The sequence below is a fragment of the Afifella sp. IM 167 genome (assembly GCF_020144925.1).
GTDB lineage: Bacteria > Pseudomonadota > Alphaproteobacteria > Rhizobiales > Afifellaceae > Afifella.
Genome location: NZ_NSLC01000007.1, coordinates 190830 through 203929 on the forward strand (window position 1 = coordinate 190830; position 13100 = coordinate 203929).

General features: G+C 67.7%; 12 protein-coding genes. 6 read left to right on the forward strand and 6 right to left on the reverse strand.

The annotated features are described in order from the left end of the window. The first annotated feature begins 9 nt into the window (after positions 1–9). Genes CLD20_RS14320 through CLD20_RS14335 form a run of 4 tightly spaced genes read left to right on the forward strand, consistent with a single transcriptional unit; the run spans position 10 to position 3465 of the window. Positions 10–903, forward strand: a complete 894-nt coding sequence (locus CLD20_RS14320) for a glycosyltransferase family 2 protein (RefSeq protein WP_224407337.1) — start codon at positions 10–12, stop codon at positions 901–903. Next, a complete protein-coding gene (locus CLD20_RS14325; RefSeq protein WP_224407338.1) occupies positions 900–1562 on the forward strand; it encodes a YdcF family protein in 663 nt (220 codons plus the stop codon). Before CLD20_RS14320 ends, CLD20_RS14325 begins: the two co-directional genes overlap by 4 nt. Next, on the forward strand, positions 1559–2827 hold the full coding sequence (locus tag CLD20_RS14330) for a hypothetical protein (protein ID WP_224407339.1): 1269 nt from the start codon (positions 1559–1561) through the stop codon (positions 2825–2827). Before CLD20_RS14325 ends, CLD20_RS14330 begins: the two co-directional genes overlap by 4 nt. A 23-nt stretch (positions 2828–2850) precedes the next feature. Then, a complete protein-coding gene (locus CLD20_RS14335) occupies positions 2851–3465 on the forward strand; it encodes a putative colanic acid biosynthesis acetyltransferase (protein WP_224407340.1) in 615 nt (204 codons plus the stop codon). Here CLD20_RS14335 and CLD20_RS14340 read toward each other — a convergent pair. From CLD20_RS14340 to CLD20_RS14350, 3 genes are read right to left on the reverse strand one after another with little or no spacing between them, the layout of a single operon-like run. Then, positions 3384–4598, reverse strand: a complete 1215-nt coding sequence (locus CLD20_RS14340; protein ID WP_224407341.1) for a glycosyltransferase — start codon at positions 4596–4598, stop codon at positions 3384–3386. The genes CLD20_RS14335 and CLD20_RS14340 overlap by 82 nt on opposite strands. 1 nt (position 4599) lies before the next feature. After that, complete coding sequence (locus tag CLD20_RS14345) at positions 4600–5814, reverse strand: glycosyltransferase family 4 protein (protein WP_224407342.1); 1215 nt, start codon at positions 5812–5814, stop codon at positions 4600–4602. Positions 5815–5852: 38 nt separating this feature from the next. Continuing rightward, positions 5853–7112 (reverse strand): glycosyltransferase family 4 protein, encoded by a 1260-nt coding sequence (locus tag CLD20_RS14350; protein WP_224407343.1) that lies wholly within the window; start codon positions 7110–7112, stop codon positions 5853–5855. A gap of 343 nt (positions 7113–7455) precedes the next feature. Between CLD20_RS14350 and CLD20_RS20420 the strand changes: the two genes are divergently transcribed. After that, positions 7456–7698, forward strand: coding sequence for a GDP-mannose 4,6-dehydratase (locus CLD20_RS20420; protein WP_370636906.1), 243 nt, complete (start codon positions 7456–7458; stop codon positions 7696–7698). Continuing rightward, positions 7688–8689 carry a GDP-L-fucose synthase gene (locus CLD20_RS14360; RefSeq protein ID WP_224407344.1) on the forward strand — a complete coding sequence of 334 codons (1002 nt, stop codon included), beginning with the start codon at positions 7688–7690 and terminating at the stop codon, positions 8687–8689. Before CLD20_RS20420 ends, CLD20_RS14360 begins: the two co-directional genes overlap by 11 nt. 14 nt (positions 8690–8703) lie before the next feature. On the opposite strand, the gene CLD20_RS14365 is transcribed toward CLD20_RS14360, so the two are convergent. From CLD20_RS14365 to CLD20_RS14375, 3 genes are read right to left on the reverse strand one after another with little or no spacing between them, the layout of a single operon-like run. Next, positions 8704–9933: a polysaccharide biosynthesis/export family protein gene (locus tag CLD20_RS14365; RefSeq protein ID WP_224407345.1), complete on the reverse strand. Its 1230-nt coding sequence runs from the start codon at positions 9931–9933 to the stop codon at positions 8704–8706. 10 nt (positions 9934–9943) lie between these two features. Further along, a complete protein-coding gene (locus CLD20_RS20425) occupies positions 9944–12133 on the reverse strand; it encodes a polysaccharide biosynthesis tyrosine autokinase (protein WP_224407346.1) in 2190 nt (729 codons plus the stop codon). Between the two features lie 52 nt (positions 12134–12185). Next, a complete protein-coding gene (locus CLD20_RS14375; RefSeq protein ID WP_224407347.1) occupies positions 12186–12947 on the reverse strand; it encodes a response regulator transcription factor in 762 nt (253 codons plus the stop codon). Between the last annotated feature and the right edge of the window lie 153 nt (positions 12948–13100).

Below are 13100 nucleotides of genomic sequence, written 5' to 3' on the forward strand. Positions count from 1 at the left end.
GCAGAAGCGATGACCGTCCGCGAACCGCCACTTTCCACTCTCGCCGCCGAGCCTTTAGCGCGCGTCGGAAAGAACGCCTCGGTGCTGATCCTCACGCTCAACGAGGAAGCGAACCTGCCGGCATGCCTGGAGGCGGTGTCCTGGAGCGACGACATCGTCGTGCTCGATTCCTTCAGCACCGACCGCACTGTCGAGATCGCCCGGAAGGCGGGCGCGCGGGTCTTCCAGCGCGAGCACGATTCGGAGCTCGGGCAGCGGAACTACGGCCTCTCCAGCATCCCGTTCAGGAACGAGTGGGTCTACATGCCCGATGCGGATGAGGTCACCACGCCCGAGCTGCGGGAGGAGATCCTTTCCGTCGTGCGCGATCCGGGCCGGCCCGAGGCCGCCTTCCGCGTCCGCTTCAAGGTCATGTTCATGGGCCGGTGGATCAAGCACAGCTCGCTCTATCCGACCTGGGTGGTGCGGCTCGTGCGGCCGCGGCATGTGCGCTTCGAGCGGGCGTTCCACACGGCCTGCTTCGGCGAGGGCCCGGAAGGGCAGCTGAGCTCGCACTTCCTGCACTACAGCTTCAACAAGGGGATGAATGCCTGGTACGAGAAGCACAACCGCTACTCCTGGCACGAGGCGCAGGAAGCGCTGGAGTTCCGGCTCACGCACAGGCCTGATTTTGCCGGGCTTTTCAGCCAGGACCCGCGCCGGCGGCGGCAGGCACTGAAGCGCCTGACCTACTGGATGCCGTTCCGGCCGGCTCTCCGCTTTTTCTACATGTATCTGTTCCGGCTCGGCTTCCTCGACGGCGCCGCCGGCCTGACCTACTGCCGGCTGATCGCCGTCTACGAGCATATGATCGTCGTCAAGATGGCCGAGCTTCGCCGCCGCCAGAAGGGCCTTCCGGTATGACCGACATGTTCGGCTCCTGGCTTGCGGCGGCGGGCGGCCTCGGCCCCCTCCTCGCGACAGGTTTCGCCGCGCAGCTCGTGGCTGCCCTCGCCGCGACCGCCATCCTGGCAAGCCCGGCGATCCTCGGCGTGCCGGAGGGGCCGATCTCCGGGGCGGATGCGCTCGTGATCCTCGGCGGTGACGGGCCGGCCCGCGCCGACAAGGCGATCGACCTGTGGCGCGCCGGCGCAGCACACGCCGTCCTGGTCAGCGGCGACGGGGACTGCCGCTCCATCCGCCAGGCCCTCGTCACGGCCGGCCTGCCCTCGCGCGCCATCACGCTCGAATGCCGCTCCGGCAGCACCTGGGAGAACGCCGCCTTCTCGGCTCCCTTCCTTCAGGCCATGGGAGCCCGCAAGGCGCTCCTCGTCACAAGCTGGTTCCACGAACGCCGGGCGCTGGCGCGGTTTCGCCGCGAAGCCCCCTGCATCGCCTGGCGCGCCGCGAGCACCCCGCCGCCGACATCCATCCTGGAGCTACTGACGGGCCCGTACGCGATCCCGGTGCTCAAGGAATATCCGAAAGTCCTCGCCTATGCCGCGCGAGACTGGTGGCAGACGACTTTCGCCGCGGCGCCGACTCCCGCTCCGGCCTGCCAGCTGCAAGGAGCGAGGCGGTGAACTCGGCCCTGACGGCGCTGCTCGTGCTCCTCACGGCCGCGTTCCTTGCGCAGGGCTTCTATCGCCCCCGCAGGTTCTATGAGTTTCCGTTCCAGGCCGGCGCGATGCTTTTCACCTTCCTGCTTCCGCAGCTGCCCGGCATCCTGGGCGATCCATCCGTTCCAGAGGCCGACTTTACCCGTGCGCTCGGCTTTGCGATCGTCTGCCTGCTCCTCCTGCAGATCGGCTGGACGAGGGGCCAGAAGCCGCTCGGCATCTTCCGCCAGGCATTCGACGAGCGTCGTCTCCTGCAGGCGGCGGGAATCCTCTCCCTCGTTGGAGCCTCGTTCTACTACCGCCTCAGCCACCTTCCCGGCGAACTGGTCGTCGGCGTGCAGGTGACCGGTCTCCCCGTCGTTTATCTCTTCTTCGCGCGGCTGATGACCTACGGGCTCGTGATTGCGTTTCTCTGCTTCGCGCGGCGCCCGTCCTGGCCAGCGGCGATCGTGATCGCTTTCGACCTGTTCTTCTACCTCGAGCGCATCGTCATCACAGGCAAGCGCGCCGAGGCGACCGAGCTCACGATGATCGTGCTGCTTTCCTTGTGGTTCCATCGCGGATGGGTCGTGCCGCGCTGGGTCGTCACGCTCGGGCTCGTTGCCGGGCTGATCGCCACCAGCAGCATGGGCGACTACCGGCAGGTGACGCGCGCCAATGACGGCCCTGTCGCCTCCGAGATCATGGCCATCGACATCTTTGACAACTTCAACACCCTCCTGCGCGACGGAGGCGAAGAGATGCGCAACGCCATCAAGCGCCTCAGCGACAAGAGCCGGGATCTGGAGCTCGACTTCGGCAGCCTGCACTGGAATGCGCTCGTCTTCAATTTCGTCCCGGCGCAGCTCGTCGGTCAGGACGTCAAGAACTCGCTGATGATCAATCTCCCGCCGCCGGCACGCGGCTACGAGCCGCTGACCGGCACAACCGAGATGGGATTTTCCGATGCGTTCCAGTCGTTCTGGTACTTCGGCGCGCTGGAGTTCTTCCTCATCGCCTGGCTGCTCGCGCGTATTTTCGCCTCGGCGCGGGAAGGCTGGGCGAGCGCCCAGATCTTCTACATCCTCAGCATCGTGCCGGCGACGCATGCGATCTCCCATGTCACGAACTGGGTCCTGCAGGTCTGGGTCCATATGACGGTCTTTCTGGTACCCGTCCTGCTCTACGCGGCAGTGAAGCGGCCTGAGGCGCTCCCCTCCGAGCCCGTGCCGGCCGCCGCCCCGTCCTGAAACCTTTGATTGGAGAAGAGCCGATGCATTCCCGCTTTTCCGATCCCGCCAGCCCCCTGCGCGGCGCGGCGCTCCCCAAGCTCGGCGGCCCGACATTTCCGCTTTCGGACCGCCTGAAGCGGCTCGGCTGGTCCCTCTCCTGGCTGCTCCTGGCCCGCTGGACGCCGCCCCAGTTCCTGCCGCTGCGCCGCGCGCTGCTCCGGCTCTACGGCGCGCGTCTCCACCCCACCGCCAACATCCGCTCAAGCGCGAAGATCTGGTGGCCCGCACATCTGGAAATGGGGCCGCATGCTTCGCTCGGCCCCGGCGTCATCTGCTACAACGTCGCGCCTGTCGTGATCGAGGCCGATGCCGACGTCTCCCAGCGCGCCCATCTTTGCACCGCCAGCCACGACATCTCCGATCCGACCTTTCCGCTCGTCTCCTGCCCGATCACGGTGAGGCGGCGGGCCTGGGTGGCGGCCGAGGCATTCGTCGGCCCCGGTGTGGTGGTCGGACGTGGCGCGGTGCTCGCGGCGCGGGCGGTCACGGTTCGCGACCTCGATGACTGGACGGTCTACGCCGGCAATCCCGCCCGCCCGGTGGGCACGCGGCCGGTCCTGGAGGCAGCCCCCGCCGACGCGCAGAGCGCGGCATAGCGAGAGGCGAAACGGCCCGCGATCTCTGCCCAGTCGAAGCGCTCCGCGGCGAGCCGGCGTGCCTGGCCGCCCATTTCGGCGCGTCGGTCGTCCGACATGGAGAAGAGCTGACGCAATCCGCGCTCGATGCCTGCCTCGTCCGCGCCGATCTCGATCGCCGCGCCGGCGGCGAAGCCTTCCGGCAGATTGCATTGGCGCGTCATCAAGACCGGCAGGCCGGCGGCAAATGCCTCCAGAACCGCCATCGGCAGACCCTCGCTGACGGAGGGAAGCACGAAGGCATCGGCGCTTGCATAGGAGGCGGCGCGCGCCGGTCCGTAGGCCGCACCCGCCAGCAGGATGCCGGTCTCTTCGGCGGAGCCGGCGAGTTCGCGCAGCCTGTTCTCATACTCACCGGCGGCCGGCCCGACGATGACGAGACGCCAGGGCGAGCCCGCAGGCCGCGCCCTCGACCAGGCGTGCGCGAGCTCCACCACGCGCTTCTTCGGCGTGATCCGCCCGAGGAAGAGGAGGATGCGCGCGCCCTCACCGAACCGGCGCCGCCAATCCGCCACATCCTGCGACGGGAGGGCTGCGACGCCATTGGGAACGACGAACGTGTCGATGTTCAGGCCGAGCGCGGAGATCGCCGCCCGCTCCGCCTCGCAGAGCGCATGCAGGCAGGCGGCGCCGGCGAGATGCCGGCGCTCGAAGAGCTGCCAGGCGATCCGCTTCTTCCACGCGCTGTTTGCCAGCGCCCAGGGATCGAGCATGCCGTGCGGGCTGACCAGATAGGGGCGCCCGGTTCGCCGCGCCCATTGCCGGACGGCGACAGAGGGATGCATCCACAGCCCGTGAACGTGGACGAGATCGAAGCCGCGTTGCTCCAGCAACCGCGCCAGATCGGGCGCGTAGCCGAAGCTTGCCGGCCCGCGTGCCTCCAGGAGGTGCACGGGCAGCCCGGCGAAGTCGCGTGGGCGCCGATCCGGCTCGCGCAGACTGACAATCTCGACATGAACGCCGCGCTCGGCGCTGAGAGCGAGCGCCAGCGAGCGCACCGCCTCGCTGACGCCGCCGCTCGCTTCGGCGACGGAGCCCAGCAACATGGCGACGCGCAACGAGCCTGTCGGGCGGTGGGGGGCGAGCCCGGCCATGTCAGTGACGGCGGCTGCCCGTTGGGGGCGGTCCGCGCAAGGGTGCCAGCGCCGCTGAAAGCCGCCTTCCATAGCCGAGGAGATCGTGACGGGATGCGGTGCACCGTGCCTGCATCGACATCTCCCGCAGGAGATAGCGATCCCTTCCCAGCGCGGCGATGCAGGCCGTGATCGCGCTCACCTCGTTCGGCCCGACGATGAAGCCGTCGACGCCGTCGCTCACGACCGAGCCTGCATTCGCCGTCGTGATCACCGGGAGGCCGGCCGCGAGCGCCTCATAGGTCACGGTCGCCGACCCCTCGCAGACGGAAGGCAGAAGGAAGACGTCGGCCCAGGCGTAATGCGCCTCGATCTCGGCGCGCGGCACGGCGCCCCGCAGGTCGAGCGCCCCGGCCAGTTCCGTGCGTCTGTCGGGGAGGACGAAGAGCGGTCCAACAAGCCGGAACTCGGCCCGCCCGGCAAGCTCGCGCGCCACGGCAAGGAGCGTCGGCGCCCCTTTGCGCAGGTTGACGGCACCCACCGTCAGCACGCGCACCGGACGGCGAGGGTTTGCAGAGCGCCGTCGCTCCTGAATGCGCCCCTGGACGCCGTAGGGCACGACGACGCATTTGTCGGCGGGGCCGCCCTCCGCGATCACGCCGTCCCGAACGAATTCCGATGGGCAGATCACGAGGTCCGCGGCCTCCCATTCCGCCTTCTCGCGCGCGGCGAAATCGGCCGCCAGCGGGTCGTCCGCGAGACCTTCCTCCCAGCCGGGGAAGCGGGCGTGCTGCTCGGCCACCAGGCGATCGACCATGGCGCGCGGAGCGATGATCTGCTCCACGGCGGTCCAGAGACCGCGCGCCCGCGCCATCTCGACCTGCTCGAGGCATTCGCCGCTGATCCCGTAGAAGCCCCCGGCGCGGCCGAAGCCCCGCCGCACCACCGCTGCCGAGAAGGCCCGGCCCGCTTCGAGCGCGATCGCCGTCTCCGCCTTGTGGGACCGGTCCGCCATCGCCTTCAGGACCGAGCGGAGGCCGACGGTCTCGAAGGTCGTGATGCGACGGGGGTCGATGCCCTCCGGCACCCGACCCGCCAGCCGGCGCAGAGCGGCCGGCAGCGCGCTTTTCGGCATGCGGGCGATGAGCCGCGGCCACCCCCGCACAGCGCAGATGTCGGTGTAGAGGCGCTCCAGCTCGCCCGCGGAATCAAGGATCCGCGCCACCGCATAGTGCATGCGGGCGCCCCGCTGGCTGACGACGACGGTGGGCAGGCTCAGTTCTGTGCTCCCTGATTGACGGCAAAGATCGGCCGGGCCGGCGCTCCGTCGAGGAAGGGGGCGACCGCCTGGACCCAGCGCGACACGCCTCTTTCCCGCGTGAACTCCGCTTCGAAGAGGCGGCGCGCCCGTTTTCCCATCGCGGTGGCGAGTTCCGGATCGTCGCGCAATTGCCGTATGCGGGCGGCGAGCCCGGCGCCGTCGCCTGGCGAGACCGTTTCTCCGCATTCTCCCCGCCGCAGGACGCTCGCCACCTCGTCATCCGAAGCGCCGATAAAGAGTGTCGGCCGGCCCGCGGCGAGAATGCCGTAAAGCTTGCTGGGCACGATGCAGTGCTTCAGCTGCGGCTGCAGCGAGACAAGATGGACGTCCGCAGCCCCGAGGCTGTCGGAGAGCTGCGCACTCGGCTGGAAAGGCCGGAACTCGACATTGTCGAGCTTGCGCGCCTTCACCTCCGCCTTGACGGCGGCGAGCTGGTTGCCGTGGCCGATGAGAAGAAAGCGGATGCCTTCGTCGCCGCGCAGCAGCCCGGCGGCTTCGATCAGCGTGCCGAAGTCGTGCGCGCGGCCGAAATTGCCGGAATAGCCGACGACGAAATCGTCATCGAGCTTCCAGTGCTGTCTCAGCGGGTTGGAGCCGCGCACGACGGTCCGTATCTCCTCGCCGTCCGACCAGTGGTTGACGACCGCGAGGGGTGGCAGCCGCGCAGCATGCGCCTTGAGATAGGTGGCCATGCCGTCGAACGGGCAGATGATGAGATCCGCCTGCCGATGGGCCCAGTCTCGGAACGCCAGAGCGACCGATCCGCCAGGGCCGCGCAGGCCGCGGACACCGAGCCCCGAGGCCACTTCCGGGAAGAGATCCATGATCCAGTCGATCTTCTTCGCGCCCCTCGCCAGGAGCGCCGCCGTGCTGCTCACCGTCAGCAGCGGCGGATCGGTGCAGACGACGCAGACGTCATCCCGACGGGCGTTGAAGAGGAGCCAGCCGGCGAGCGCCGCGTGGAAGCCAAGATAGCCGCCGAGCCTGCCCGCCGTGCTGCCGCCCGAAAGCGGCGCGGGCAAACGGACGATGCGCACGCCCCTCACCGTCTCCTCGCTCGGCAGGCGGCCTTCGTCGCCGTCATAGCGCGAGCGCGAGGTCAGGGCGACGACCTCCATGCCGCTCGACGCGAGCTGGAAGGCGAGACTGGAAACGACCCGGCTTGTCGCCGACTGGTCGGGATAGAAAAACCGGTTCGCGAATATGAGCCTCATGATCGACCGCAATATCCCCCGGGCTCAGGGTTTGCCGCCCGCTACGCGGACGGACCCTGCTTGGTAATTGCATCGATTGTCCCAAGCCGGCGGGCGGTGCTTCAAGGCGGGCATTGGCGGTAGGAACGGGCCCGACCCTCGCCCTTCGCACCGGGCGGCGGAGTCGCCGCCATCCTTTGGGAGTAGCCGCCTCCTCCCGAGGAGGCCTTCGCATCGTGCGATCAGAGCCCGGCTGGTTCGGATTGGGAGGATGCGCCGCCTCCCCGCTTCCTCAAGATAGCGATGCGATCTGCGGACCCCATGCCGGCCCACGCGACGGCCGCTGTTCTGAAGGGGGTTGCTGGTGGAAAGAAGGACCGCGCTCATCTTTGGCGTCACCGGCAAGGACGGCGCCTGTCTGGCCGAGTTGCTGCTGCGAAAGGGCTTTCGCATGCCCGGGCTGAAGCGGCGGTCCTCCCTCATCAACACGCAGCCCCGCGACCGGATTTGCCAGGACACTTTGACCACGATCGAGGCGACCGCGATCGAGGCCGGCCTGCGGACGCTTATGCGGGACACGGGGCGGAACGACTTCCATGGGGCCTGACGCAAACACCTTTGCCCTCGCCGGCAAGCGGATTTGGGTGGCCGGTCATACGGGCCTCGTCGGCAGCGCGCTGATGCGCAGGCTGGCGGAGGAGCCCTGCGAGCTTCTCACGGTTCCGCACTGCGCGCTCGACCTGACGCGACAGGCAGAGACCGAAAGCTGGGTTCGCCGCGCAAGGCCGGATGCGGTGATCCTCGCCGCCGCCCGCGTCGGCGGCATCGTCGCCAATTCGGCCTCGCCGGCGGAGTTCCTCTACGACAACGCCATGATCAACATGAACGTCATCCACGCTTCGTTCGAGGCGGGGGTGGAGAAGCTTCTTTGTCTCGGATCGAGCTGCATCTATCCCCGCGACGCACCGCAGCCGCTTGCGGAGCGCATGCTGCTCACCGGTCCGCTGGAGAAGACCAACGAGGCCTATTCGCTCGCCAAGATCGCCGCCCTGAAACTGGCGGCGGCGTACAACGTCGAGCATGGCTGCAACTTCATCAGCGCGATGCCTTGCAACCTATACGGCCCCAACGACAATTACGATCCCGTGACCTCGCACGTGCTGCCTGCGCTCATCCGCAAGGTGCACGAGGCGCGGTGCACCCGCGCCAGGACGATCACCCTGTGGGGGAGCGGGCGCCCCTTACGCGAATTCATGCATGTGGATGACCTCGCGGATGCCTGCGTCTTCCTGCTCCGGCACCACTCCGACCCCGAGCCGATCAACGTCGGAACGATGCAGGAGATCTCCATCCGCGATCTTGCCGTCCTCATCGCGGAGGTGGTCGGCTGGGAGGGGGAGTTCGTCTTCGACCTCAGCATGCCGGACGGCACGCCGAGGAAAGTGCTGGACACCCGTCGTCTCAACGCGATGGGCTGGCGGCCACGGATCGATCTGAGGACGGGCGTTCGCCAGCTCTATGACGCCTGGCGCGCGAGCGAAGCGGCCCCTGCCCCAGCGCCGCTCCCGGCTGCCCTTGCGAGGCAGATGGCCTCCTGAAGAGCCGGTTTCCGTTATTCGAGAGCTGCCTGCCGGCCTGGCGTTGCGGGCTGGAACTCCACACGCAGGATGTCGCCGGCCTTCATCGCGAGCTGCTCGTTCCCGTCGATCTCGCTGTAGGCGCCGTCATCGCCGGCGCGCAGCACGCTGTACCTGACCCGCCGCTCGATCGCCGCGAGTTGATCGTGGCGGGCCGAGGCGGCGATCTCCGCCATGGAGGCGAGAAGGCTCTGCTGCTTGTCCTTCATGCGCGCCATGTCGAGCTCGGCGCTCTGCACGTTCTCCGCGGCCTCGTTCTCGCGCTTGTCGATGAGCGAGGCCCGTCGCTCGCTTATCGCCTGGCGGTTCTGTTCCGCCCGCGCGAGGAAGCTGCGAAGCTCCAGCGCGTCGCGCTTGGTGGCCGAGAGCTGGCGCTCCGCTGCACGAAGGTTGGAAGCCGGGGTCAGGCCGCGCTCGACGAGCTTGGCGGCCGCCGCCACGTCCTGTTCCAAAAGGCCGATCTCCGCATCGTGCAGCGAGATGCTCTCGGTGATCGATTCGATCTCGCGGGTGAAGCTCTTCTCCTGCTCGACGAGAGCCTGCTGCTCTCTCTCCAGGGATCTGCGGCGGATGTCGAAGACCCGTTTCTCGTCTTCGACGATGGTCTGGTGCAACCGCTCGACCTGCAGATCCTCGCTTTCCTCGAAAGGAAAGGCGAATTCGCTACCGGAGAGCTCCGCTTTCGCGCGCGCCCGGCGCGTCATGAGGGCGAAGACCTGCAAATCGAGGTCGCGGTATTCCTGGCGCAGCTGGATGAGCTGCAGCGAGGCGTCGTTCTCCGGCGTGTCGACGCGCCCGAGCCCACCGGCGAGGGCGATGAGCTCCAGGGAGATCATGCCCGGGCGATAGGGGTAGCTGCCGGGATTGCGCACATCGCCGAGGATGTAGACCGGCGCATGCTCCAGCACCGAGGCCGTGACGGAGACGCCCGGCACCCGTTCCGCGAAGAGCCGGCTCAAGGCTTGCCCGATCTCCGTCATCGTCATGCCGGCGACGGGCGTCGCGCCGATCAGCGGCAGGATGATCGAGCCGTCGCCGCCGATGGTGAAGCGGCCGGAGAGGTTGTCGCCGCCATAGGCTGAGACCTGCAGCACGTCGCCGGGAACCGCGCGGTAAGGGCCTGCCGCCCAGCCCGCAGAGGGCGGCAGGAGCATCGCGGTCACCAGCAGCAATACCGGCAAGGCGGCCCGGATGAAGCGCTTCATGGCTTGTCCTTCATGAATTGAGCGAAGCTTCGACCTGTCCGCCGAAGGACCCGTGTCGATGCTGCCCGTCCCCCGGCGTCCCAGCCGCCCGCGACCTTGCCCAGGCGCCCGAAATTCGGCCCATCGGGATGGCATTGATGATGAGGCCGAGAGGCGTGCGCCCGACGGCCGACAGGCCCGCGAGTGCCGCCAGCGTATCCGCCGGACGATTGCGCTGCGGATGGACAATCAGCACCGAGTGATCGGCCGCTGCCGCAAAATGCAGGGCATCCGAAGCTGAGGCCAGGTCCGGTGTGTCGATCAGCACGACGTCGAAGTGGCGCCTGAGGTCGTCGACGACGGCGAGGAAGCGCTTGCTCTGGAAAAGCAGCTCCGGCGCGACCGCCCCCTGGCGGGCGGGAATGATCCTTGCCTCGGAGAGCGGATCCTTCAGCAGCAGAGCCGTCGGATCGGCCCCCTTCAGGATCTCGTCGAGGAACCGTTGGGGCGCCACACCCAACCGTCTTGCCACGTCGGGGCGGCGCAGGTTCGCATCCACCAGCACCACCGAAAGGCCGGAGACGGCGAGATACCGGGCCGAGGCCAGCGCCGCGGTCGTGATGCCCTCGCGCGAGCCCGCAGCCGTGAAGGCCAAGACGAGCGACCTGGTCTTGGCGCGAAGCGGCGAGAGACCGGCTGCCAGCATGCCGAGGGCGCGCCCCAGCGGGTGGGTGGAATCCTGCGCGGCGTGCGCGGCTTCGGGGCTGTCTATGGCGCGCCACCGCGGCAGCTCGCTCAGCACGGCAAGACCGGTCAGCTTCTGAAACCTCTCGCGTGTTCTCGAAGGCGAGGCCGTGAACTCCTGCGCCACGGCGCCGGCGAGGCCGAAAACGACGCCGAGCGCCAGGCCAAGGGCGAGCCAATTGGACAGGCGGGGGCTGACGCGGGTCGGGTCGCCCTCAGCGGAGGAGATGAGGCGCGCCTCCGGCGTCACCACGCCCTGTTGCTCGATCGCCTGCTTGTACCGCTGCAGATAGCTCTCATAGACGCCGCGGTTGACGTCGGCCTCGCGCTTCAGCTGCGCCAGCTTGACCGTCTGCCGGTCCGCTTTGGCAAGCCGGCTGCGCGCCGCGCTCAGCCCGCCGGCGAGAAGATCGCGCTTCTGGCGGGCGATGGCCGCCTCGTTGTCGAGGCTTTGCACCAGCACGTCTGCGCCCTGGGCGATCTGCCGGTGGAGGTCGGCGATCTCCTGTTGAAGTTGCGGGATCTGCTCGCTCTTGGATGCCCCGCTGGAGGTCAGCGCCGAGAGCTTTCTCTCCGCGCTGGCGAGCTGGCCGAGCAGAGCGGCCATGGTGGTGGAGCGCAGGAATTCGTCGAGAGCGGGAACCTGGTCGCCGGTGCTCAGCCGGCGCGCCGTGTCGAGGCGGGCGACCGCGCCGGCGACGACCGCCTCGGCGCGTGCGAGCTCATCGGTGAGGCGGAGCACTTCCTGTCCGGCGAGACTGGAGCCGTCGACCTCGGACAGCCCCGCCGACTGGCGGAAGGCTTCGACCGCATGCTCCGATTCCTCCACCCGCTGGCGGAGCGCATCGAGCTTGCTGCCCAGCCAGTTGGCGACACGCAGCGTCTCCTGCTGCTGCACCCGGTCCTGGTAGCCGATGTAGCTGTCAGCGAAGGCGTCGGCCACCTGGGCGGCAAACACCGGGTCTTCATCCTGGAACGAGATGTTGATGGTGTAGGAGCGTCCATCGTTGAAGACGTCAAGGTTCTCCAGGAGCCGGCGCGCCTTGCTGGCGGGCTCCGACGCCCCGGCATCCTCCGGCTGATGCTTCTCGCCCCTCAGCAGCGCAGCAAGGACGCCGGACACGCCACCGGGGCGCGCCTCGGCGGGAAACTCCACCCCGGAGGCCTGAAGATTTGCGACCACCCGCAGGGCCATCATCCGGGAGCGGATGATGTCGATCTCGCTGCGCAGCGCGGGACTCTCCTGCGGCAACGGCGAGACCACCGCTTCCGTGGGCAGTGCCTGGATGCGCCTTGAATCCAGGACAAGAACGGATTCGGCGAGATATCTGGGTGGCGAGCCGAGATAGCCCGCAACCCCGAGCGCCAGACCGGCGACCACGGAGAGGAGGACAAGGACCTTGTGGCGTGCGAGGACGCCTGGAAGGGCCGGAATGAGAAAACGATCCTCCCCCGGCCGCGCATCGGAAAGGATCACGACCTTCCCCCATTAAGGCGTTGCTGTGCTCTGCGCCGGCGTTTGCTGCGCCCTAGAAATCCGACTCGTAGTCGGGAGGCAGCAGGTCATTGAGCTTGTAGGCGACTTCCGTGCGGTTGCTCGCCCTCAGCTTGCGCATGATGTTGCGGATATGAACCTTCACCGTGCTTTCCTGCATGTTCAGCTCATAGGCGATCACCTTGTTCGCCTTGCCGCGCCGCAGTGCCATGACCACCTGGGCCTGGCGGTGGGTGAAGATGCCGATCAGCGGGCGTGTCATATCCTCGCCCCGCTCCAGGGCGCGCCCCATCGACAATAGCGCCGTCGCCGGAACGTAGGTGCCCCCTGCCCTCGCCAGCCGCACGGCCTGCACGCAGACCTCGATGCTGACCGAGGACGGTATGTAGCCTTTCGCACCCAGATTGAGGGCGCGGACGACATGCGTGAGGTCCTCGCTCTCGGCGAGCAGCAGAACCGGGATCGGTGCGAAGCGGCGTACCGCGTCCGTGATATCCCTTGCCATGACGGGATCGGTGGGCCTGCGCGCCCCGATACTGAGGATGACCGCCACCGCATCGGCGTGTGACGATCGCTCGCTCTCCCATACCGCCGAACTTTCAATGCCGACGCAGACGAAATGGTCGGCGGCGTCCGAGAGGCTCTTGCAGAGGCACTCGCGGCTGAACAGCCGGGAATCCACCACAATCAGTTTCTGCCTTGCGTTCTCCGCCCTGAATTCTTTCGCTACCGCTTCCAGCGGCATATCCAGGGCATAAATCTCGTGTGGACGAGACAACCTAAGCTGTTCGGTCATACGCTACCCCCGCCTTATTATACTTTTTTGTACTTCAAGACGGCACCTTCGAGTTCTTATGCTCGGAAAGGGTGCTTCTTATGACAGCCGAACTCCAGCCTACCTCTATTACACCGAATAGTTTCGGGTAATTTTAACATTTGTTATAAACTC

What these genes read in the sequence shown, in the direction of transcription:
- CLD20_RS14320 (WP_224407337.1), top strand. Translation starts at nt 10, where the DNA reads ATGACCGTCCGCGAACCGCCACTTTCCACTCTCGCCGCCGAGCCTTTA.
- CLD20_RS14325 (WP_224407338.1), top strand. Translation starts at nt 900, where the DNA reads ATGACCGACATGTTCGGCTCCTGGCTTGCGGCGGCGGGCGGCCTCGGC.
- CLD20_RS14335 (WP_224407340.1), top strand. Translation starts at nt 2,851, where the DNA reads ATGCATTCCCGCTTTTCCGATCCCGCCAGCCCCCTGCGCGGCGCGGCG.
- CLD20_RS14340 (WP_224407341.1), bottom strand. Translation starts at nt 4,598, where the DNA reads ATGGCCGGGCTCGCCCCCCACCGCCCGACAGGCTCGTTGCGCGTCGCC.
- CLD20_RS14345 (WP_224407342.1), bottom strand. Translation starts at nt 5,814, where the DNA reads ATGCACTATGCGGTGGCGCGGATCCTTGATTCCGCGGGCGAGCTGGAG.
- CLD20_RS14350 (WP_224407343.1), bottom strand. Translation starts at nt 7,112, where the DNA reads ATGAGGCTCATATTCGCGAACCGGTTTTTCTATCCCGACCAGTCGGCG.
- CLD20_RS14360 (WP_224407344.1), top strand. Translation starts at nt 7,688, where the DNA reads ATGGGGCCTGACGCAAACACCTTTGCCCTCGCCGGCAAGCGGATTTGG.
- CLD20_RS14365 (WP_224407345.1), bottom strand. Translation starts at nt 9,933, where the DNA reads ATGAAGCGCTTCATCCGGGCCGCCTTGCCGGTATTGCTGCTGGTGACC.
- CLD20_RS14375 (WP_224407347.1), bottom strand. Translation starts at nt 12,947, where the DNA reads ATGACCGAACAGCTTAGGTTGTCTCGTCCACACGAGATTTATGCCCTG.